General features: G+C 58.0%; 17 protein-coding genes. 4 read left to right on the top strand and 13 right to left on the bottom strand.

Annotated elements, in window-relative coordinates:
* Positions 1–53: 53 nt before the first annotated feature.
* From ACU680_RS07505 to ACU680_RS07525, 5 genes are all read right to left on the bottom strand, one after another.
* Positions 54–536 (bottom strand): DUF4265 domain-containing protein, encoded by a 483-nt coding sequence (locus ACU680_RS07505; RefSeq protein WP_007969242.1) that lies wholly within the window; start codon positions 534–536, stop codon positions 54–56.
* A complete protein-coding gene (locus ACU680_RS07510; protein WP_448179108.1) occupies positions 526–5211 on the bottom strand; it encodes an RHS repeat-associated core domain-containing protein in 4686 nt (1561 codons plus the stop codon). The genes ACU680_RS07505 and ACU680_RS07510 overlap by 11 nt, the downstream gene beginning before the upstream one ends.
* Entirely contained in the window at positions 5208–8114 is a 2907-nt protein-coding gene (locus tag ACU680_RS07515; RefSeq protein WP_448179109.1) for a type VI secretion system Vgr family protein, read from the bottom strand. The genes ACU680_RS07510 and ACU680_RS07515 overlap by 4 nt, the downstream gene beginning before the upstream one ends.
* Before the next feature lie 127 nt (positions 8115–8241).
* Positions 8242–8757: an Hcp family type VI secretion system effector gene (locus ACU680_RS07520; RefSeq protein WP_027613808.1), complete on the bottom strand. Its 516-nt coding sequence runs from the start codon at positions 8755–8757 to the stop codon at positions 8242–8244.
* 315 nt (positions 8758–9072) lie between these two features.
* Positions 9073–10353 (bottom strand): hypothetical protein, encoded by a 1281-nt coding sequence (locus ACU680_RS07525; protein ID WP_448179110.1) that lies wholly within the window; start codon positions 10351–10353, stop codon positions 9073–9075.
* A gap of 182 nt (positions 10354–10535) precedes the next feature.
* Between ACU680_RS07525 and ACU680_RS07530 the strand changes: the two genes are divergently transcribed.
* Together ACU680_RS07530 and ACU680_RS07535 are read left to right on the top strand one after the other, a co-directional pair.
* Positions 10536–11594 carry a hypothetical protein gene (locus tag ACU680_RS07530; protein ID WP_448179111.1) on the top strand — a complete coding sequence of 353 codons (1059 nt, stop codon included), beginning with the start codon at positions 10536–10538 and terminating at the stop codon, positions 11592–11594.
* Between the two features lie 11 nt (positions 11595–11605).
* On the top strand, positions 11606–13207 hold the full coding sequence (locus ACU680_RS07535) for a hypothetical protein (RefSeq protein ID WP_448179112.1): 1602 nt from the start codon (positions 11606–11608) through the stop codon (positions 13205–13207).
* Positions 13208–13296: 89 nt separating this feature from the next.
* Here the strand turns inward: ACU680_RS07535 and mug are convergent, their stop codons facing one another.
* On the bottom strand, positions 13297–13812 hold the full coding sequence (gene mug, locus ACU680_RS07540) for a G/U mismatch-specific DNA glycosylase (protein WP_448179113.1): 516 nt from the start codon (positions 13810–13812) through the stop codon (positions 13297–13299).
* Between the two features lie 87 nt (positions 13813–13899).
* Between mug and ACU680_RS07545 the strand changes: the two genes are divergently transcribed.
* The gene (locus tag ACU680_RS07545) at positions 13900–14844 is read left to right on the top strand and encodes a LysR family transcriptional regulator (protein WP_367084714.1); all 945 of its coding nucleotides are present in this window, start codon (positions 13900–13902) and stop codon (positions 14842–14844) included.
* 44 nt (positions 14845–14888) lie between these two features.
* On the opposite strand, the gene ACU680_RS07550 is transcribed toward ACU680_RS07545, so the two are convergent.
* From ACU680_RS07550 to ACU680_RS07560, 3 genes are all read right to left on the bottom strand, one after another.
* Complete coding sequence (locus ACU680_RS07550; RefSeq protein ID WP_448179114.1) at positions 14889–15140, bottom strand: DUF2790 domain-containing protein; 252 nt, start codon at positions 15138–15140, stop codon at positions 14889–14891.
* Between the two features lie 370 nt (positions 15141–15510).
* Positions 15511–16779, bottom strand: a complete 1269-nt coding sequence (locus ACU680_RS07555) for a YbiU family protein (protein ID WP_448179115.1) — start codon at positions 16777–16779, stop codon at positions 15511–15513.
* A gap of 117 nt (positions 16780–16896) precedes the next feature.
* The gene (locus tag ACU680_RS07560) at positions 16897–17769 is read right to left on the bottom strand and encodes a helix-turn-helix domain-containing protein (RefSeq protein WP_448179116.1); all 873 of its coding nucleotides are present in this window, start codon (positions 17767–17769) and stop codon (positions 16897–16899) included.
* A 460-nt stretch (positions 17770–18229) separates the two neighbouring features.
* Between ACU680_RS07560 and ACU680_RS07565 the strand changes: the two genes are divergently transcribed.
* Positions 18230–18592, top strand: coding sequence for a DUF6124 family protein (locus ACU680_RS07565; protein WP_448179117.1), 363 nt, complete (start codon positions 18230–18232; stop codon positions 18590–18592).
* A gap of 311 nt (positions 18593–18903) precedes the next feature.
* Here ACU680_RS07565 and ACU680_RS07570 read toward each other — a convergent pair whose 3' ends face one another.
* From ACU680_RS07570 to ACU680_RS07585, 4 genes are read right to left on the bottom strand one after another with little or no spacing between them, the layout of a single operon-like run.
* The gene (locus tag ACU680_RS07570) at positions 18904–19416 is read right to left on the bottom strand and encodes a GNAT family N-acetyltransferase (protein ID WP_007969048.1); all 513 of its coding nucleotides are present in this window, start codon (positions 19414–19416) and stop codon (positions 18904–18906) included.
* A gap of 10 nt (positions 19417–19426) precedes the next feature.
* The gene (locus ACU680_RS07575) at positions 19427–20689 is read right to left on the bottom strand and encodes an MATE family efflux transporter (protein ID WP_367084718.1); all 1263 of its coding nucleotides are present in this window, start codon (positions 20687–20689) and stop codon (positions 19427–19429) included.
* Positions 20679–22628, bottom strand: a complete 1950-nt coding sequence (locus ACU680_RS07580; RefSeq protein WP_400759644.1) for a nitroreductase family protein — start codon at positions 22626–22628, stop codon at positions 20679–20681. The genes ACU680_RS07575 and ACU680_RS07580 overlap by 11 nt, the downstream gene beginning before the upstream one ends.
* Complete coding sequence (locus ACU680_RS07585) at positions 22625–23476, bottom strand: hypothetical protein (protein ID WP_007969043.1); 852 nt, start codon at positions 23474–23476, stop codon at positions 22625–22627. The genes ACU680_RS07580 and ACU680_RS07585 overlap by 4 nt, the downstream gene beginning before the upstream one ends.

Genomic DNA, 23476 nt, shown 5'->3' on the forward strand with positions numbered 1-23476 from the left:
ACTCCTTTGACTTGATCCTGGTCTCGTGACTTTGCCGTCTGCTGGTCTATCAGTCAGCTCTGCAGCCACCAATTGAGCAGCGTTTCATCATCTTCATCATCAATGTTTTTATAGATGTTGGCGTAATACCATTCGAGTCCCGTTTGCTCGCGGAACCGATCAAAAAACGCATTGATGCTGTCCATGCCATTGCTTGAGGGCACAGCCAGTGACAGGTTGCCTTCGAAAACGCCATCCAGCGTTCCACCCAGTTCATTGCCAACATCAGTTTCCAGTTGTGCAATGACGTCCTCGGGGATGTAGTCGGCGTAGATATGAATACAAAAATTTCCTCCGCGCTTCAGGACTTCAGCGTGAGTGTTTTTGTTTTTTATCGAGATGATGTCACCTCGAGCCAAATTCAACGCAAGACCAGGTGAGGACAGCAGCTGATAAGTATCCTGCCCCATCGCGATTGCAGGGAGCTCCTCGAATACAGGGCCATCGTCATCTGATACAAACACCTCAATCAGAACAGGCAATTCTTTATCGTCCATACGGCGCTCCACAACTTCCACGTTCGACACACGACATCCCTTCTTTCACGTAACCGCTGTTTCCAGCACTCAGGTTACACGATGCGCCCTCAAGATCTACGTTGACATCGGCCAGGTTGCCGCCATTCGAGGTCGCCACATTTTTATGCCCCAAATGCATGTCATCAGGATTGCTAGAGGTATGCCCGCACCGCCAGCACTTGTACACACCCACCGGTTTGCTTTTGGCAATAAGTTTTTTGCGGCATGCCGCTTGTCCTTTCCGACTACCGCCGCCGACCTTGCTCGCAGCGATGTCTTTAGCGGAGGCTCCAGCACCGTCCTTCAGCGCGCGCTTGGATGGCGGTTTTCTGACCAGACCTAAAGGGTCCACCCACTGCGTCGGGTTAGGCGCGTATTGATGAAGGTTGATACCGCCCATCAGACCTATCGGGTCTTTCGAGATGAAGCGACCTACATGGGGGTCGTAGTACCTGTAGCGGTTGTAGTGCAAGCCTGTTTCGTGATCGTGGTACTGGCCCTGGAAACGAATAGGATTAGTCAGCCCGCGCTGCACTGCCGAGGCTGATGTCTGTTCTTTCACCTGCCCCCACGCTTTGTATTGAGCGCTCCAGGCGATCTCACCGTCTTGATCGGTAAGTTCCAATGGTGTGCCTAAATGGTCACACTGATACCAGGCCAGGGCATCGAAGGGTTGTGCTTCAGGCGCGTGACTCCACAGCGGATCATCTTCAAGATTGTCGCCGCCGACATATTCAGGCTGACTCAACAGATCAATCGAGGCGTGTGTGAGGGCTTGAGCCACCGGTACGAATGTGCCGGGTTCATAAACGTAATGGACGGTGCGACCTGTCCCCCCATCAATAGGGGCGGGACTGCTTTCCCAGGAAAGGTTGTCCCCGTCCCACCCGTACAAGGTCAAGCCACAGCCAAGCAAGCGCTGAATGCGCCCCTGCTCATTTTTATTCCAGTGCGAACCTGCTTCAGGACGGTTCACATAATGGGCTGTCGAGTGCTTATACAGCCGGCGACCCAAGGCATCGTAGGCGTATCTGACCGAAAGACGATCATCCTCAAAATGCACCAACCTATCGAACAGGTCCCATTGCAATCGACTGCGTTGACCATTGTGCCAACGCAATGTCTGGTTGCCACGATCGTCGTACTCGTAATGAGTACCGACGTATTCACGTAAAAGATTGTCTACCAACCGACTACGTGTCGGGGCCTGATCAAGAGGCCGGCGCACTTCTGTCACCTTCTCGTCCAGCAGGTTGCTGGCAGGATCGAACGCGAAGTTTTCAACGCCGAGGCGACTTGCTGCGCTGATCAGTCGCCCGACCGGATCATAGCGGTAGGCAAGCGGTCCGCGACGCGTATCGTTCAGCTCGGTCAACTGGCCGACCGCATCATATTGGTACTGGCGTTTGAGCAACGTCGAATTGTCGTCGCTTCGACCGAGCAGTTGCTCCTGTAGCCGCCCTGCCGGATCCCACTTTTGCGTCTGGTGTAGGCGATTCCCTTGATAACGAGCGACTTCGCGATGTAAATCATCTCGCTCATAGCCGACCAGTTCGTGATCATCGAGTTTTAACGCGAGCAAATGCCCACTGCCGTACGTCAACCAACTCACCCGATGGCCATCCGGACGAGTCGTGGCGACACACTGATTGAGGGCATCGTACTCATGCCTCCAGATGGCAACGAGCGGTGCATCCAGATCCTGATAATGCTGGTGCTCTCTGATCAGATTACCGGCCGAATCATAGAACCACAGCAACCGGCTCTGGTCGTTCGTGGCCAAAACCATGTTGCCATTACCGTCATACGCAAAGGATTCGCTTTGTGTCGCATTGCCCAGGCTCGCATGGCGTTCAACAAGCCGCCCCATTGGGTCAAACGCCATCGAAATGATGCGCTCACCGCTGATGGCGCTCGCCAACCGCCCGCTCTCGGCGTCGTATTGATAGCGTGTGGCAAGGCCGTCGAAGCCTTTTTCCTCAAGCAATCTTCCGACAGGATCATAGTGAAACCGGGTGCGCTGCTCGTTTTCGTTTTCGAGCGCTATCAAACGGCCTAACCGGTCCCAACGGTAACGAAGCGTTTGCTCGCAGGCGTCTACTCGCTCGGCAACCAGACCGGCCGCGTTATAGCTCCACGTCGTACAGCGATCCAGACCGTCAACATGAGCGAGCAGACGCCCTTCGGCATCACGCTCGAATCGCTCCTCGGTTTTATCCGGATGCGTTATCAAGGCGACATGCCCGGCCTTGTACTGATACTCGGTGCTTTGCCCCGCCGCATCGGTAAAGCAGATCATCTGACCGCGATCGTTGTATTCCCATTCGCTGGTCTTGCCGGAGCAATCGGTATATTTGAGAAGCTGACCGGCAACGTTGTACTCAAGCGTTTTCTCGTTGCCTGTTGCATCCTTGATAGCGATCAACTGACCTGCTTTGTCATAGGCGTACTCCGTCTTGTTGCCAAGCGGATCGACCGACTCCAGCAGATTGCCGGCGTCATCGTAAGCTCGTTGCCACTGACCGCCTTCTGCATCACTTACCTTGATCAGTTGGTTGAGATCATCGTAGGCGTAGTGAGCGACACTGCCGTCGGGACTGATGTGCTCGAGCAAATTACCGCGCTCGTCATAGCTGTAGCGATCGGTGGTGCCATCTGTATGAACGTGACGAATCACGTTCTTCGCATCATCGCGAAAGAACCACTCTGAACGTTCATCGGCATAGCGAATCCGGTAGGTATAGCCCTTGATGTCGTAGTAATGCCAAGTCTCGTTGCCATGGGCATCAGTGACGTAAGTCAGACGGATGTTTTCGTCCCATTCAAGGCGAGTATCGAAACTGCCGTCATCCGCCCACTCGCGCACAGCCCTGGCGTGCGATGTGTGACCATCCCACTGCAGATTCAAACCGCGGCCGGTGCGATCGGTATACCGAGTCAGGAGGTGATGCTGATACTGATAACTCCAGGCCGCACCGTTTTCATCCTGCGCCTGGATCAAGTCGCCATGGAGGTCATAATGGTAATGACACAATTGCCGCACAGGCGCGCCGTCACGAATCTCCCAGAGACCGGTCAAGCGTCCTTGATCATCTATCAGCGTTCCGACGTGCAAGTGGACTTGCGTGACGTCACCTTGATAGGTGATCAGATCGGATAATACGCGGGCATCCCCATGGCGATGCTCGTAATGCAGCATCAGCCCGGAACCACTGCGCATCTTCACATCCGTCAGCCAGAAGCAACGACCACGACGGACATAGGTTTCCTTGCGCTCGAAACCGAAGCAAACGAGCAGCTGATCCTCAGCGGAACGAACCAGCGTGAGATTTTCAACGGGGTCATAGTGAAAGAGGCCTGGCTTGGGCAGGGGGAAATCGATGCTACGACCATCGGCTCCGAAAAAAACCAGTCCATCGTCCTTGCAGTCGAATCGGGTCGTAAACTCTGTTACCCACCGTGCCCCTAATTCGCCATTGTCAAAAGCATCAAACCGGGAACTGTAGGTGCGCACCCACTCGACAGGAAATGGACCTGGCAGGCTGAAATCGGTATGGCTCAGTGACTCCGATCCCAACGCAAAGCTGATGCTGTTGCAAGTACCCGCACAAGCACCATTTTTTTGGCCATTGGCGTTGGCGTTCGCAGGAGCCTGATGGCTGCTGGCCTCGAGTCGCCCTTCACCTGCCTTGTTCTGAGCCTTACTGGTGGCGTTGGGTTTAACGCTGGCACTCTGTCCATGCCCACGACGCTTGCGCCACGTCACCACAGCACCGCTGAGCATTTGCAACAACCAACCAATCGTGTGACGCGTTCCCGGATCACCCAATTTGCTCAATTGGGTTTTGATCTCAGGCCCCATCGCTCTCAATGAACCGGTGTGCGTCATCACCAGTTTTTTGGCCTGATCCGGCAGAAGATTCTTCGCTGCGCTGTTGGCAACCCCCTTACCTACGGCTTTGTAGGCACTGAATGCCGCCCCGAAGATATTACTGATAGCCGCTTTGGGATCGCTGAGCAGTTGATTGCCCGCCGCCGTGATTTTTTGTCCAGCCGCGCGCGCATCGCCTTTTGAATCAAGCTTGCCATTTACAACGGCCTCAAGACCCTTGGCAATTTCGGTGACTGCGCTTTCGCCGAGTTTTCCTGCATCGGCGAGAATGCCCGAGAGTTTGCCTTGAGCCTGTTTCACGAAGTCATCGATCGTGCCGACGATGGTTGCGTTCAAATGCCCGACCAGCACTTCGATCATTGAATCGCCCAACAGCATCTTGACGCTGTTACGCAATTCCTGACGTACCAGAAACAAGGTCGGGCGCAAACTCATACGAGCAGCCGCCATGGTCGGAGGCGCAGGTAAAACACCGATCAGGTTGATCCCCAGGCTGACCCAATCAAGCAACTCCCGCTGCTTGCTTCTGGCAAGCGTGACGATATCGCCCAGCGCATCGACCAGCGCCATGATGTTGCCGACAACCGGCAGCGACCCGGCAACTCCTTTGATTCGATCGAGCGTGACGACACCACCGCTAATGGATCGCAGCCAGCCATCAAACCGGGCGGCACCACGACCTACGTCCTGCACGTCCAGCGTGTTGAGCGGAACGATAGCGACCTGCGGCTCGCGCTTCTTGGCAACGGCTGCCTCAGTCATGAGAGCACCTCCCCATTCAGCAGGCCAGGCGTCTTGAGCGATGGTTTGGGCAAGGACGGGGCCGGGAGGCTTGGCAGTTTCCCTGCCTTGCTCGCTGCCCCGAGGATGCTCGATGCACTCGGCAGCGCCGCACTCGCCAGTTTCGGCAACCCGGCCGCCCCGCCCTGCACCGCCCCTTTCACCTGCTGCGCCGTCTGCATTGCGCCCTGTGCGGTCTGCATGGCGCCCATGCCGCTCTGCGCCAGTTCCTTGCCCTTCTCCAGCATCTCCCAGTTCTTGCTCGGCAGAACCTGCGCAACCATCGCCTGCACCTGGCTTGGCACGTCTTCAGTGGCTGGCGGTTTCAGCGGCCATTCCGCTTTGCCGATGTAGCTGCCCTCACTCCAGGTGTCCGCCGGATCCTTGCCGAACACCACACGCGCGGGGCCTGGGGCGGCACCGGCGACACTGGCGAAACCCTTGGCGTCGAGCTTGCCCTTGATGCTTTTGCCGAGGGCGTCGATGACTTCGTAGTCGCCTTCCTTGATGCCTTGGCGCCCGGCGTACTGGTTGAACAGTTCCAGATTGCCCTTGCCCGGTTTCGGCGGTTCCGGGAACACCCCGGCCAAACTCTTGGCGCCGGTGTAGGCGAAGTTCGCCGCGTGCGCGGTGTACGGGCCGGTGGTGGCGTGGGTGATGCCGCCGGCGTTGTAGGTGGTCGCGCTACCGCCGCCCTGGATCACCAGCTCGGTCTTGGCGGTGATGGTGATGCGGTCGGCGTTGGCAGTGATATTGAGTTTGGCCAGCAGGTTGATGCTGTCCTTCAAGGCCTTGACGTCGATGTCGCCGGACGCCGCGACCAGGCGCCAGCCCATACTTTGCACGAACAGGCGCATGCCACGGCTGGCACTGGCCAGCAGGCGTTTGCCGATGGAAAAACTGGTGTGCCCGGTGCTGCTCAGCGCCAGGTGTTCGCCGGTGGCGATATGGCTGGAGCGCGGTGTAGTCAGGGCGATACCCGCCGGGCTGGCGAGCACCAGATGCGGTTCAGTGAATTCCGGAAATTCATTGGCGGTCATGTTCGCCGGGCCACTGCCGAGCACGCCTTGATGCTGCGCGTGCAACGCCTTGGCCACATCGTCCTGATCACCCGCTTCTTGCGCTTGAAGCTCTTTGGCCTGAGTGGCGAAACCGTCCTGCTGATCGCTCGCGGTGGCGAGGCGCTCGGCAGTTTCCGGCAGGTCCTTGTGGTGCTTCGATTCGTTAGGGCGCGGCTCGGTGGTGATCAGCAGGCCGGCGCCGGCACGCACCGCGCCATGGCGGTCGGTGCGCAACTCGAAACCTTCGCCACGCGGCTGCCCGCCGCTCGGGCGCGGGTGGGTCAGGTAGCCGAGGTTGATCGCACTGGCGCCGTGATCACTGCGCAGCGCAATACTGATCTCGCTGGTGGTGTCGTCGATGCGCAGTTCGTTGGCGCGGCTGCCCTTGTATTCCTTGCTCTTGACCGTGGCCAGGGTCTTGAAGTCCGGCAGTTTGTACGGCGGCAGGTTCGCGCCGTGGTACAGGCAACCGGTGATCAGCGGCTGATCGGGATCGCCTTCCAGGAAGGTGATCAACACCTCCATGCCGACCCGCGGAATGTTGATCGCGCCAAAGGTTTCCGCGGCCCAGTTCGAGGCCACACGCATCCAGCAACTGGTCTTGTCGTCGTGCTCGCCTTCGCGATCCCAGAAGAACTGCACCTTCACCCGACCGTACTGGTCGCAGTAGATCTCTTCGCCCTCAGGGCCGCAGACCACGGCGCTCTGGGTGCCGAGGACTTTCGGTTTCGGGTGATCGAGCGGCGGCCGGTACGGCACATCCCACGGGATCGCATTGAAGCGGTTGCGGTAGCCCTGGTGGAAATCGTCCTTGTTGTCGGTGGTGTCGCTGGTCACCGACTCTTCGAGCACTTGCGGCTGTTTGCCTTCGTGGAAGATCTCGGTGAGCAGCCACAGATCGTTCCACGTCGGGTTGGCGTGTTCGGTGAGGGCGAGAAAATGCCCGCTGACCAGAATCGGCTGATCGCTGTTGCCTTCGGCCAGTCGATAGTCGCTGCGATGGCGCTCCAGCGCGCGATTGGCCAGGTGCTTGCCGCGCTCGCGGCCAACGAAACGCCCCGGGTAATCGTAATCTTCCAGATCCGGCTGAGCGCTGCTCTTGGCATCGCTCTCCAGCTCGATCTTCGGTTTGACGAAGTCGTAATCACGCCGAGTGGTGCGGCTGGTACGGGTCGCCAGACGCAGGCCGAAACGCTTGACCACCGGCTGATCGGCGACCAGTCCGGAGTCCTGCTGATAGGCCACCGGCGCCAGTTTCGGGAACACTGTCTGATCATCGCCGAACATCAGTTTGTGGCCGCTGGCGGTGTGCTGGAAGTGATAGTGAATCCCCTCCTCCTCGCACAGGCGCTGGACGAAATGCAGATCGCTTTCGTCGTACTGCACGCAGTAGATGCGCTCCGGGTAAATCGCGCTCAGTTGGAAGTGATAGTCGCTGGCGAGGATGCCGTGTTCTTCCAGGACCTTGCTGATGATCTGTTGCACGGTCATCTGCTGGAAGATGCGCTGGTTGACCCGATGCGCGAGGTACGACAGCTGCGGGCGCAGGGAGATTTTATAGCGGGTCAGGCGTTTGCCGGCCTCGCCCTGGGCGATGCTGTAGATCAGCCCGTGAATCCCCGTGCCGCTGGGCGACAGCTGCAGGAACGCGAGTTTGTGCAGCAGGCTTTCGAGGTTGATCGAGGCCTTCTCACTGACCAGTTCCAGTTCGAACTCGAAGGGGGTGTTGAGCGCCTCTTTCCCGGTGAACGACAGCACCTGGAAATCGCTGTCCGCGCCATCGATGGTCAGATTGAAATGAGGCTGATTGGCCGGTGAGAACATCCCTTGTTCCTCGCGCAATGCTGCGACGGGCGCCATTCCATGAAGCGTGACGCACGCAAAAAATTCTGTAGGTCAAAGCCGCCCCGGCCAGCCGCACTGGCCGGGGCAGTACAACCATCAGTCGCGATTAAACGACTGGAGCACGCCAGTCATCGGAGCCCGAAGTACCGGAGACTTCGTGGGTCCAGGTGATTTTGCGGTAGGTGAACTGCACTTCTTCCAGGTGGGTGAAGTGGGCGTTCGACGGGTCCTGGCAGTTGTGCATCTTGTTGTTGATGGCGACGATGATCGCGTCTTCCAGTTTGGTGGTGTAGTAGTGCTCTTGAGTACCTTGAGCCGAAGTGCGGTACCACTGGATAACGATTTCGCTCATGCGCTCGCCGGAAGTCAGCGCCGCTTGCAGCAGAGGCGAAGCCTTGTCGTAGACCTTGGTGATGACCACTGGCTTGTGCACGCGCTGACCGGTTGGCTGACCGGATTGCGGATCACGCGGGATGATCACGTCGTGGGTGAAGGCCTGAACCATGACCTGGTCTTCGTGACCTTCCTGGAAGGTGTTGCCCACGGAATCGGCGGTGAAAGCGCCGGCAGTGATCAGACCTTGTTTTTCGCCAGTGACGGACATGTACGCTGGTGTTGCCATGGGGATGCTCTCCTTGCTCGAAAATACACAACCGACAGGCACCATTGCCTGTCCGGGTGCCTGCTCAGAGATCAAATTCCGTGCCAGCCATCAGCTAGCTATTACGGATCAACGGGTTGGCGGCCATGCCTTTGCGTTTAGGCGTTTAAAATTTCGATAAACAGAAAAAAGTGCGCAAGAAGTTGCGCAGTACTGTGCAACTTCTTGCGCACTTGTCTGGAGGGCTTGATTTAGAGAGGCTTAAAGGGAATTCTCGGGTGAAATTGGCGAAGCAACTGCGCAACTTTTTGCGCAGTTGCAAAATCAACTCAATGTTTAGGTTTTCAAGGGCCTGCCAAGTTTCTGTGCTTTCAGTTCCATCAGCCGAAGCCGATCCTGCGCCAGAACTCTCTGTACATTTTCCACACTCCTGAAATCGGCGCGGTGATTGAAAGCCTCTTCCTGAAGATTTTCAGCAAAGGCGGCCATGCGCCTGTGGCCGATCAACCCTGCCAGCCAGCCGGTCAACTCACTATTGAAGAACGGATAGGCTCTATGGGAACCGAGGTGAACGGCGACGGCGCGCAACTCCGTCAGGCGCATAATATCCGCGAGGTCCTCATCGAAGGTGATCAACCGATCCAGGCAGAAATCAGCTCCCTTCAATCGTTGGGGATTAGCCAACGATTCCATGATTCTGAGTATGTACAGATCCCAGGCGCAATTATTGATAAAGAGCAACGGGTCTTTTTTGTCCAGAACCGAATTGAGCTTCCTGGACAGTGAGGTTTTTTGGGTATGAAAGAGAATATCCGCGCAAACAATCAGCTCACGTAGCATGAAAATGCGCAGTTCATCGTGCATGAATTTGAGCAGCGCCTCCATCTTCGCTTCTGGCGATGCGGTTGAGCTGTTTTCCAGAATTTTCGCTCGCAGAATCATGCACTCGGCCGCAGCAACTTGCTGAGTCAGGGCAACATCCAGCCCTCCCTCCCGAGTCTGTTCAAAACCTGCGATCCAGTTCTCCGCCCAGGTTTCGGCCTGATCTTGGTATCGATTTCGATAACGCGTCCCCCAGCCTTCACTTAGCGGGGCCTCATCAAGCGAGAGAGCGTATACGGCGGCGATCGTTTCCTTGCAGCGCTGGCGGGTTTTCGGTATCCATTTTTTCTGTGCTTCGCACAGGTAAATGTAAGAGTTCAACCGCGCGAGATCGTCTGCGCAGAATGTGCGTTGCAAGTCTGCCCGAATGGCCTCGAGCTCCTCGGAAACAGACTCGACATATGACAGCTTCCGGATATAACTGGCCGTGTTTGAATCCATGAACAGCGAACTAACCAGCATGTAGTTAACCCGCGTCTCGGACAATGCAGAAGTCTTGTCGATGATCCAGACGGATTTGCCACGCAGCAGGGTAGAAACGAATCCCTGGCCACTGAATTGCTCTCGCTCCAATGCAAACGGCCCGCCTGATTCAGCCGATGCATACATGATGCGCCAGTCACCGAGCAACTCGACTTCCTCTTTGAAGCGCTCCAGTGCTTGCGTGTGACTTTCGGCCGAGCATACGTAATGCAGCGCCCGTTGAACTTCGTACTCCGCGTACTCTTTCGTCATCGATTCCTTCCCTTGAAATTGCAATAGACCATTACCCAATAGGCATATTGACATCAAACAGCCATCATGGAGAATCTCCTCACTCTTTTTCCACCATGGATGGCTTACCTGTGTATCGACGCAATTTCCTGCAATCCGGCCAAGGCTACGGCGCCAGCGTTCTGAGTCAGGATCGCGCACAGATGCCACGCGATGCGCTAGGCACTACCTGGATTTTCTCGAGCATCGGTGACGCCTTGTCCAAGGCGTACAACTCGACAAAAGAAACTGTCAGCGAAGTCGCTGACAAGGTCGTCGATACCGTATCCGAGGCTTACGAGTCCACCAGCCGCACCGCGTCAAATGCCGCTGATGTGCTCAGTGATGCCTACGACACAACGCGCGAGTCAGTCGGCAACGTTGCGGAGCTTGTCGCCGACGTCGTTTCCGAAACCGCTTCCAACGCCTATGAGGCCACCGTTGAAACGCTGTCCCAGGCAGCAGAAACCGTCGGGGACGCGGTCTTCGATGCCTATGACACAACACGTGAAACCGTGACAAAAGGCTTTGATGCCACCTGCGATTACGTCGATGACGTCGCGTCTGGCGAAAAGGAACTCAATTATTGGAAGGTGCTCGGTGGTGCGGCCATCGGCGTCGGTGCCGTCGCTGCTGCCCCGTTTACAGGGGGAGGCTCGCTCTTGGGTGCCGCGTCATTGGCTGGTTCCCTTGCAGGAGCAGGCACCCTTGCTGCCGCAGTGGGTGTCGGTGTCGCCGGTGCGATGGTTGGGGCAAACCTCGATGGTGACGCCCAGTTGCGCAAGGCGAGCTACGAGGAGGGTCGCAAAGACGCCAAAGCCGAGCACGTGGCAGAAGTGAGCGTACTTCAGGAAAATCTGGCCAGCGCCCTTGAGAGTCTCAAGGCGGCCGGCAAGCATTTCAACGCCATTATCGCCTTGCATGCCGTTGCCGTCGCAACCGCCCACTGCGACGGAGGCATCGGTGATGATGAGCGCGAAGGCATTGAACTGTTCATTGCCGGGCTTGCTTCGGGCACCACGCCGCCGGTCGTGCTTGAACGCATCGAATCGCTCTACCGCGAGCCTCCCACCGTCAGTGAAGCCTATGCCCTGGCGCAAGACTCAGGGGTAGATATGGCGATATTCGACGAAATCATCAACCTCGTCGTGCACGCCGACTCCACTGTACATCCTCAGGAAGCTGCGTTCATGCAGGCCTGGAACGAACTGAAAAGCGCCTGAGGAACACGCCAGTGAGTAAACTCGAACAGTTTAAAAAGCAGCAAGCCTTGCGCACGCGACTTGCAAACCGCCCATTGATCCACGTCGCCGCAGCGCCCGAAGACGTGGCCGCTCTCCTCGCTGCCGAAGGCAACGCTTCGCGCTTCGCCGGCCTCGACTACCACGCGTCGCTGTCCGTCTCGATAAAATCAGCCCCTGATGAGGCACGCTTACTGCTCGAACAACTCGAGCAGCAGTTCGAAAGTGCCCGGGTTGATGCCCTTCTGACCAAGGCGCAGAGGGATATCGTGGGTGCCATCGCCGGGCCGCTCGGTCTGGGTAAAGTACTGTCGGTGTACGACAAACAAGGTGGCAACGTGACGACCATTCACAATGCCCGGCAAGGCATTTATGCCAGTACCGATGACGAGTACAACCGCAAGGACTACACCCACACCAAGAATTCCCAAGAAAAGCAATTCGCCGGAAAATCGAAGCAATCCGTGGGCGCAACGTTCACCAAGGATCAGTTGGGTAAAGACGAAAATCAGTCAGACACTTACAACAAACTGGTTGATGGATATACCGGTGAAACGGTCCTTGGCAGCGAGACCAGCCCCGACCACATCGTGCCGTTGCACACCTATCACAAGGACGGCGGCTTCATGCAATCGAAGACCCGGCGCGCCGACTTTGCGACCGATACCGAAAACCTGATCTCGACCCGGCGCAGCATCAACCAATCCATGAGCGATGTCGAAAAGCAGGAATGGGCCAAAAGGAAAGCCAATGGCCGCGATGAAACCAACGAAAAGCACTACGGCATCCAGGAAGACAACCTCAAGAAAGCCGTAGAGCGCGGTGAAGCGACCGCCGAGAAACACCAACCCACCACCGGCGAAAAAGCCGCTTTCTACACTACGCATGCCGCACAGACCGGCGTCACCGAAGGGTTGAAAATGGGCGCCCAGCAGGCTTTTGGCATGCTCATGGTCGAGCTTTTCAGCAGTGCCCTGGACGAGATCAAGGATCTTTACCGTAACGGTCGTCAGAACGAAACCCTGTTCGCCGATTTAGGTGAGCGACTGAAACGCGTCGGCGCGACTGTCTCTGCAAAATGGGAGCAAATGCTCGATAGCTTCAGCGGCGGTTTTGTCTCGGGTTTCGTTTCCAATGCGGTAACGGTGCTGATCAACCTTTTCGTCACCACCGGCAAGCGTGCCGTGCGAATGATCCGTGAAGGCATTTTCTCTCTGCTCAAGGCGCTGAAGACGTTCCTGTTTCCTCCCAAGGAACTGAGTTTTTCGCAGGCTGCACATGAAGCGTTAAAGTTGCTCGCGGCAGGCGGTGTCGTCGTGGGAGGTGTAGCGCTTGAAGAAGCGGTCGAGAAGCTCATCCTGAGCGTGCCCTTGTTCACCCCCATCGCTGGGATGCTTACGGCCATACTCGTCGGCGCAGCCACCGCACTGAGTATGACGTTCGTCTGTTATCTGCTCGACAAGCTGGATCTGTTTGGTGCCATCCGTGCCGAGAGAGACAAGCAGATTATTGGAGAGTTGGATACACGGATCAGCGCACAACGGGCCGTATCGATGAGCGTTATCGACGAATTGGACAACTACCTGCTGGTATAGCTGCACCGGGCTGAGTCGCAAACCTTGCACTTGCACGGAACCGATTCATGCCCGGCCTCGCGAGCCGGGCTTGAATCCCGATCGCGCAGTTATTGGTGCTCTACCGCCCTACGCAACTGCCGATAATCCACCACCAATTGTTCAAGCGTAAACGCGCGGTTCCGGCCGCTGGGATTGGGCAACACCCACACGTGCGCGCAGCCGAAGGTCTTCGCCTGCGGCCCCCACGCCACCACCTTCTGCCCCGACAACGCCGCATGCGCAGCCTTGCCAAGAAACGCCGCAAAGCGCGGCGCATGGCGGCTGATCTTCTGCTCAAAGCCCAGGGCCGCAGCGGCGAACTCTTGCGCCGCCAACTGATCCGCCCGCGCCGTGGGCCGCTCGACCACCGCCGTCAAGCCGCAGCCAAAGTGCAGGATGCTTCGATCGTCCTCCGCTCGCACCTCATGCGGCGTGAACCCGGCCAGATGCAAGGTGCGCCAGAAGCGATTGCCGCGCCCGGCAAAATGATGCCCCTGCGCCGCCGCGAGCAATCCCGGATTGATCCCGCAAAACACCACCGCAAGCCCCGGCGCCAGAATGTCTTCAAGCCCTTCACCCGCCATGCGCGCGCCCCTCGTTCGCAAACATTTGCACCACTTCCCACAGCAAACCCTAGAATGGCCATCCCAGCCACAGAGCCAAGCACAACGATGGACGTTATTCAGACCCTGCGCTGCTTCGTTGCCGTCGCCCAGAGCGGCAGCTTCACCGCTGCGGCCGACGTGCTCGACACCACCACGACCAACGTCTCCAAAGCCGTCTCCAGCCTCGAAACCCGGCTGCACACGCGCCTGATCAACCGCACCACCCGCCGCCTCGCCCTGACCGAAGCCGGCGTGCGTTATTTGCAGCGCGCCGAGAAAATTCTCGATGACCTGCGCGAAGCCGATGAAGAAGCCGGCACCGCCCAGACCCTGCCGGTCGGGCGTCTGAAGATTCACGCCATGGCCGCCATCGGCAACCACTACGTGATCAATGCAATCGCCCGTTACCGCGAGATTCACCCGACGGTGATGTTCGACCTGACCCTGAGCAATCGCCTGCCCGATCTGCTCGAAGAAAGCTACGACATGTCGATCGTCCTCGCCCGCGACCTGCCGGATTCCGGCTTCGTCGCGCAACGCCTCGGCACCACCTACAGCATCCTCTGCGCCTCGCCGGCGTACCTGGCCAAACGCGGCCACCCCGCCACACCCGCCGACCTCGCCGCACACGACTGCCTGCGCATCGTCAACACGGTGATGCCGGCAGAAAACTGGGTGTTCGAAGGGCCACAAGGCATGGAAACGCAGAATATCCCCGACTCCCCTTTTCACATCAACACCGCCGACGGCATGGCCACGGCGATCAGAAATGGCATGGGCATCGGCATTCAGCCGCTGGCATCAGCCGTCGAAGGATTGGTCGGAGGAACGCTGGTGCGGGTACTGCCGCAGTACCGCCTGGAGGAATACAACCTGTTCGCGATCTACCCGTCGCGCAAATTCGTCGATGCCAAAATCAAGACCTGGGTGGAGTTCCTGAAAACCGCCATCCCGCAACTGCTGGCGTCCGATGAAGACATGGCCGCGGCCAAAGAACTCGCCAACGCTTAGTGCCGCAGACCTGGAGTGTCGACCCTCCAGCGCCTGCACCGACATCAACCGTTGGAACAACCGCTGCCCATCACCTGGTATTGCACGACATGCCGTGCACCGGTCGAGTCGTCATAAGTCATCTGCACCGGCACCGCGCCGCACTGATTGGCCGCTTCGGAGATCGACACGACGTGGGCGATGTCTGCCTGAGCGGCGGCGTTGTAAGCCTCGACCTGCGCGGTCTCGTCAGCTGCAAACGCCTGCGCGCCGATACCGCCAAGAGCCAGAAGAAGAGCGATTTTTACAAATTTCATGATGTTCACCGTCTCGTGGGGAACCGTGTTTGTTCACGGAGTGGAGACGATGTTAGGGGTTGCAGCGCTCGACAAAAATCGGCCGGCTGGACAAACACTGTGTCCAGAATGGTGATGAATAAGATCTAAGAACCGTGGACATGCCATTCGCGAGCAGGCTCGCTCCCACAGGTTTCGTATCGGCCACAACATTGGTGTCCACCGCAGACCCCATGTGGGAGCGAGCCTGCTCGCGATGGCGCCCGCTCAACCAACAAACTACCCGAGACCACCGCCAGCGACCAGACAACACAACACCCATGGCGAATGGTTTAGCGAAACATCGCACCATCCCGATGGGTCGCGAAGCGGCCCCAATTCCCAAACTCCCCTACTCCAGCCCAAGCCCCGCACGCCCCAGCGAGTTCAGCCCCTCCACAGCAAAACGCTCCTCCCACGAGCGCTCATAATCCTCACGCGGAAAATCATCCGGCGAAGCCCCCTGCGCAAACGCCCTGAACACATCCCGCGCATAACGCAGATTCTTCGCACACATCGGCGCTGCCGGGACGTACATCACGTTGCCCCAGCCCTGCTGGTTCTGCACCGGCGCGACGCTATGGATTACATCGCAATGCCACCACACCGAATCACCGGCCTGCACATCCGGAATCGGACTCAAGCCCTCAACCAACAACGGATGCCAATGCGCCGATACCGGCAGCACCTTGCCCGGCGCCACCCCACACAACTCGTCTTCGGGCACGTCATTGAGCAGCGGCCGCAACAGCAGGTACGCCATCGCCTTGGGGATCGGCACGGTGTGCAGCACGCCTTGATCGGCCTGCATGTCCGACAGCGCAGTCCAGCCTTGAAAGGTGCGAAACGCCGAACACTTGACCGTGTCCTTGTAGGCGTATTCATCGACCTCGGTACGAAACGCCGCATCCCACGGATCGTAGGCTGCGAAGTCGTTGCTGTAGATGCTGTCGAAGACCTTCAGATACGCCGGATGCAGCCAGCGCTCCAGCGCCCCGGAATCGGTGTGCGGCCCAAGGCCTTTTGAGTGAGTACCCGGCGGACGCCGGCGCACCCGATCCGGATACAGCGCATTGATATCCGGGTTGAACCAGTCCTGACCATGGGAATGAGTCTTCCACAACCGATTGAGAAACGCCTGCGCCGCGCCCATTCGCTCATGCTGGCGCAACTGCATCTGCGACGCCGACCAGTAGATCGGAAAGATCTCCGGCCGCGACGCCTCAAGACTCCCGAAAAACTGATCGACCGGCCCACGGTAAACCGCATCGAACCGGTTCCTGTCGAGGTAATCCAGCAAACCCTGGTCCCATTGCAGCACCTGCTCGCGGGGGAAGTGATTGCGGATCACCACGCAGCCGCGACGTTTGATCAATGCCAACTGCTCGGCAGTTACTTCACCGGCGGCGATCTCAGCGAACTCCAGCACCGGCCAACCGGAACCCGTCTGCGCTTCCTGCAGTTTGATCGACGCGATCTCGCCGGCAATAAACTCACTGACCTCGGCGAACAGCCCCTGCACATCGCCGATCTGCGCGCGCAAGGTGCGTTTCATTTTTACGATGCTGTCGCGGTAATTGTCCGGAAGCGTTGCGCTCTCGAATGCCTGGTATTTGCTCATCGGGGGACCTGCAGACCTTGTTGTGGGTGCAGGTATGGGATCACTTCCGAGGGTGGCGACGGCAGCCTGATTTGCCGCGTCGAGTAATACGATTGTGGCGTTGTAGCGGCGCGCCGCTTACTGAAAGTGATAACCGTGCTGACGCCGAAACTCCGAAGGTGTCAGCCCTTTCAACGCCTTGAACTGGCGATTGAACAGCGCCAGCGACGAATAACCCACTTCCTCGGCAATCAGCGAAACCGTCGAATGCCCCTGCATCAACAGCGCACAGGCATGTCCGACTCTTAGCCGCACGATGTAGTCCAGCGCCGTACAGCGCGTATGCCGACGGAACATGCGATGGAATGCCGACACACTGACGCACGCCATCTCGGCCAACGCTGGAACGCTGATAGCCTGGGCGTAGTGACCATGCAAATAATCCAGAACCCGATGGATGCGCGGGTCTTCAACAATCTGAGTGCCAGCCTGCGAGTCCGAGGCAGAGAGAATTCGCCTGGCATCGACGTCCCTCGTCAGTTTGTTCAACACCACCAGCAACGCGATCAATCGCTCGGACGGCTCCTGCTCGACCATCGCCTCGATCAGCGGCCGAACTTCCCGCGACGCCGCCGCGCTGAAACTCAACCCCTGCCGCGCCGCCGCGAGCAATTGCCGCAACGAACCCAGCTCCGGAAACAGCGCCACCAGCGACTCCGCCCACGCCGCGGAAAACCAGATCACCAGCGCCACATGCGGTTGCCCGGCATCGACCCGCTCCGCCGACGACCAGCTGTGCGGCACATTCGGCCCGACCAGAATCAGATCGCCGTCATCGTATGGCGCGACATCATTGCCGATGTAGCGATGGCCACGGCTGTTCAAGGTCAGCGTCAGCTCGTACTCGGGATGATGGTGCCATTCAAACGGAATCGCTTGCGGCAGGCGCCGGTTCAGCAGCGTCCACGAGGCAGTGGCTTCGGTGGGGATCTTTTCGAAACTGGGTTTCATGGTGATCGATTCTGCTCTTTGGCGTGGGTAGCGCGCCACGATCGTATCACCGCGATCGAAATGCTCAAGCCGCGAATCGGTCAGTTTCTCGCTCGTGTTTAAGGTTCTGCCAGAGCCGTTTAAAGACACCCGGTGTTACGTCATCCCGGGCTACAACGCCTTGCGCCATTGCCTACGACTACGCCAGAATCCGCCGGCTTGTGCGCCCAGGGTGCGGGTTCTATCGTGGGTCGGTCGCTGAAAAGCAGCGATCGGGTTTGGTAGCCCGGTTTCACACATGGCGCAAAACGTCACCTTACGCAGATGCCTTCTGGCGCCTGTCTTAATGGTGGCCATGCGCAGGGCGCTTTCGAGCGCGCCGGTTTTTCCATGTGTGCCGGTCTACCAACCTTCGTAATGGCCACCACCCTCGTTTGGTAGCGAATGTGATGGTTCCCTTAGCCACATATGGAGCGTCACCATGTTCAAGGTCACACCGAACCCACCCGAAACCGAAACGGTCTCCCCCTACGAATCCCCCGATTCCCGAAAACTCAGCGAAGCCGCCGAACGCGCCCTCGACCGCTACCTCAACCCCGCCAGCCCAATCATGGCCACGCCCTACACACCCAACGCCATGTTCCTCGTCAACCCCAAAACCGCCACCGAGGAATTGCTGGCGAACGCCAGTGAATCACTGGGTTCGGCGACGGTGATGTTGGGGGATGTGGCTGCGCTGGTGGAGGGACCGATTCGCAAGACGCTGCTGGGCATTGCGCAGGTGGTGATGCTGGGGGAACTGGCGGTGAATCAGGCGCTGGATAATGTTGTGCCGACGGCATAACGAACGCTCCCTCCTTGGCGCTCTATTGTGAGGATCAAGGAGGGAGCTGTAAGAAATCGGCATGCAATGATTCGTCACAAACCAGCGATCCGGTGGGCTGAGAACAATCCTGTGGACATCAAACGGCCGTTTTCCGCCTTCGCGACGGGCCCCTGGCACCGTGTGTTCCTTTTTGATTTCCACATTTTTAATGCCGTGTTGCGCAATGGTTTAACGAAACTCTTCGTCAATTCGTTTTTTGTTGCCGCGTTGGTACGTCAATTGTGCACGGCACATCCGCAACGCGTTATCCGAACAGCTCCAGCAATGCGTCAGGCAATGACTCTCTGCAGTTTCAACTCAACCAGTTCAGCCCCGCCGCGCTCGATGAGCTGGGTCTTGACGGGGTCTTTGCGAAAGCCGGACTGGCGGTAAAAAATCACGGCCGATTCATTTCTTTCCAAGACCCAGAGCACAATCCTTGATCTTCCGGCGCTCTGCTGCTGCACCGTTGTATGGCCGAGTAACTGACGGCCGATGCCTTTACCTGTGTGTTGCGGTGCAATGTAGAACGCATGTATTTCGGCGATGTTCGGGTTGCTCGGATCTTCGCGATCGGGCCCGGTCGCGATCCAGCCCAAGACGTCCCCTGCGTCATCGGTCCAGACTTGTATGTCCAGTTCTGCGCTGGCGATCTGGCGTTCCCAGTGAGCCAGCCGCGACTCGACCGTGATCCGCTCAAGATAGGCCTCGGGAATGATGTCGCGGTAGGTACTCTTCCAGGACGCCCAGTGAATCCGGGCGATCTGAACGGCGTCCTCGGGGGTGGCACGGCGGATGCTCATTTCGTGTCTCCTAGACGATGTGCAACTGACGGGCCCTGAGGTACTGGGCGACGTTTGCGAGCGCGATGACAGCGGCAGTGGAAACAGCTGCCCCCAGCACGCCGAACTCAGGGACCAGCCACAGGTTACCGGCGATATTCAACACGACTGCGATCATCATGCTGCTGGCGAAGAACGCAATCTCGCCTTTCATGTAAAGCGAAGTGGCCACGGGGCCAGTCGCTGCATTCACCAGTTGAGCGACGGCGAGAATAATCAGGCATCCGGCCAGATCCGGGTCGCTCGTGTTTCCAGCCAGGGCGCCGATAATTTCGCCCGGGAACAGGGACACGATCAGGAAGAACGGCAGTGACCAGATCAATACACGTTTCTGCACGCTGCGGAAGGTAATGCGCGCGGCCCTGTAATCATTGTTCTGATAGTGCTTGACGATGACTGGCGCATAGATTGCGTTTCCAGCCGAGATTGCCATGGTCATCACTGCCACGACCACACTGATGATCCCGTAGACGGCGATCACCCCTTCTGCGACGTAGTGGCCCATGATGATGATGTCGGTGTTCAGCAGCACGACGTTCGACAGGCCTGCGGACATCAGCCACCAGTTGTGTGAGCGCTTTTCCGCTGGTGGTGCCTGATTAGCGTCGAGCCCCGGGCCGGCAGCCGTAGTGGCGATCCCCGCCAGCACGGCCAGGCCGATCAGCGCTGACAGGCTGTAAATGACGAACAGGCTGTCAACGCTGTCCAGTGTGCCGGCGAATATGAAACACAGGATGGTCAGTAGAGGCAGGACGATTCCCAGTGCATATTGCTCGACGACGACCTTGCCGAGCCCGTCAAGTACCGCCTTTGCCAAGGCTGCCAGCGATCGCAGAAAGATCAGCAAGGGCAAAAAGGCAAAGTGGTACGCCGGTTCTTTCAGAACGCCGAGCAGAATCAGCACATAAAGCACCGCCCCGGTCAGGACTGTGATGACACATGCATCGCCGACAGATTTTCGCAGTGCCCGCAACGCTGTTGCTCGATGCCCGTTGGCGAAAATTTTGGTCAGCAGGACCGGCCAGCCGAAAGTGGTAAAGATGATGCAGATGGAGATGACCGCATTGGCCGACGTGATGTGTCCAAAATAGTCGGCACCGACGCGCCTGATCATGTAGGCGCCGAAGAGCAGCGACATCGCCAGCGTAGCGAACTGCACAAGTGTCGAGTGGTTGATGTTTCTCAGCAGACGCCGCTGATCGCTGTAGGCCAAAGATCCATTTTCAGTCTTCACGTTTGACAGCTCCTGCCCCGTGCCCGATGGCTGCGAAGTAATTGATAGTATGCAGCGAGTCGAGCTGGCTGATCGTCGCGGCCTCGCCATCGTTTGATGCAGGGGTCACGAATATACCCAACCCCAGCAATGCACACTGGATGCAAAGTTTCTGCGCGGCGATACCCAGTACCATCAAGGCGTTGAAATAACCTTCCGCAGTCAGATCCCGTACCGAGATGGAAAGCCAAAGCACGTTCGATGCCTGAATGATCGGGCTTTGACCGATGACCGCACTTTCCAGCGCCGCGGCGGCAACCGACGCCTGGGCAACGAAACTCGCTGACGCCTTATTCCACTTTTCCCCCTCGAAATGACCGTAGGCATGCCTTTTCAGATGAAACAGCTCCAGCGAGGCGTGGCTCTGCAGCAGTTCCAGGCAAGGCGCCAGTACTTGGCTCAAGTGCTCTGCCGAAATAGTGTCAGCGGTAAAGGATCGGGTGGTTTTTCGATGGCGCGAAAGCGCCCGCCAGAGGGTGCCAGGGTGTTCAGGTCTGGGGGGTGCGAGAAGCGTGAGGTTTTGTTGGCTTGATGCGTGAATCTTGGTCGACCGGTATTCCAGGTAGAGCAAGAGGTTTTGGTACCAGCCGTGAGCGATCCAGTGAGCGGCCTCGGCATAGAGCGCCTTGACGCGTTCCTGCTCGAGCAGCAGTCCCGACTCGACAAGGACTCTGATCAGCTCGTCTGGAACGCCAAGACTGGCGCTGATAGCGCCCGGCGTCGAGGGACGGTCACCGCGTCGGGATACCTGGGCATAGCTCAATATGCGCAGCATATCGTCACTCAGCGTGAGGCGCGTGCTTTGCGGGTAGGCAATCGTGCCGGTCAGCTCCGCCCCCGTGAACGATCCCCACAGAAAAGGATTGGTCCGGTATTCGGTATCTCGCTCTACGCGCGGCACCTTTTGAGGGGCACAAGACGTCGGTTGCTCGATCCCGACAGCCGATCCGTCGCCGGCCCCTCGACAGATGTCCAGGGCACACAGCGCGATGTCCTGAAGGTCCAGGACCTGCAGAACGGCTTGTGGGATATCCCGCCCCTTCAGCGTCCAGCCAAACGCTACGCTCAGTTGGTTGAGCGTTTCCATGCAGTGCCCGGCATCCAGAAGTACGGCGCGAAAACTTCTGCTTTCACGGTAGCGCCACATTGGTCGCTCTACGTGAGCGGTAATGATGAGCGCTAACTGCTCGCTATCGTCGGCCGACCGATAAGGGCCTTTCCAAAACAATTGATTGGAAGGTGCGTCGAAATAATAGAGCCCGTCCGCGATGTCACGCTTGCCATACACCATCACCCACGCTTCGGTCGGATGGCGTGCGCCGCCCGAGGGGCTGGCCTTGCGCAGCCAAGGCCCGAAATCTCCACCCTCGATTTGACCTACAGCGAGGAACGTACCCGACAGAATATTGCTGAGTAATTGCAGCTCGTCTTCTACCTCATCGAGGTCCATTCGGGGCGGTGCAAGCAAGAAGGTTTCAGAACGCTGGTCGCGTTGCGTATAGACCGATGGCGGCGTCTGGATCTTGCCATATTCGGCCATTTGTTCTCGATCTTTCCTGAAGCGCTCTACCGAGGCGTAGTTATGGAAGCGGTAGTCGTGGACAAACTCATGGTAATGATCGAGAAACCATCGGCCCTCAGTGCGTATCCGGCGGTGCTGGTCTTCGGTAAGCAGCCCCTTCTCCACCAGGTTTGCAACATCCGCCGGATCCACGCCGGACGGCGTACCTGCACGCTTCAGAATCTGCAGCAGTCTGGGGTAAACATCTTTGCCGACGGCCCCGTAAAGTGCAGTGGTATCCGGGTTTATGACCGTCCAGCGGCTATTGCCCTGGCTGTTCGGGGAAACCAGTTTGGTCTGCAGTATGTAAAGCGAGGGATTAGTAAAAAACGCAGTCATGCGAACATCCTGTTGACGCTGCTGAAAATGGTTTCGCGGGTCAGTGCAAAGCTTTCATAACCACCATGATGTATCTGACTCAGTTGCACGTTGGCCGCCAATGCTTTCGCGCACGACAAGGCAGCACTGGGCGAACTGCCGAATTGCAACTGATGCCTGAGCAATATCTGGGTCGCAATCTTCGGGTCGCTGATCGGCTGAACGTGGGGTATCGACAGCCCCTGAATGTGCACGAGTTCGAAAGCCAGTCGCGGGGTCGCGACACTGGCCGTGACCAGCCACGGGTTGTCGGCATAGCGCAGTACGCTTTTGCGCGCGACGCGCTGTTCATCGATTTCATAACCATGCGGTTGGCGCAACAAGGCCTGAATACTCAGGTCATGAGCGTCAATCACACAGGTTTCATCGGTGAGCAATGACCAGCCCTGCTCCTTGCACAAGGCCAGCGAGTTGGTGCTTTTACCTGCCCCCTTGTTGCCAAGCAGGATGATTGCGCCGTACCGGGGAACTTCGACAGCCGCCGCATGGAAAGCGAAGTAACGACCGTCAATCACGTCCAGGTTGAATGGAACGAGCGGCGGCGCAGTACTGGACCATGCCGAGAACGATGTCGCCCCTTCGCGGATGGAAACCTCCGTCAAGGCATGATCCGACGAGGGAGCCGTGCGCGTCAGATAGCGCCTTCTCTCCGGGCTCAGCCATGGAATACGAATGTCGTACTTAGGCTTGACCCGAGCGTCGACGACGACGTGCTTTTCCAGCACATCGAGAAGAAAGGCGTACATTTCGGCGCTGTCGGTGAGCAGTCGATAATGTTCGTTGAACAGCTTATAAATAATGCCTTGCAT

It is taken from the genome of Pseudomonas sp. LF020 (assembly GCF_053456425.1).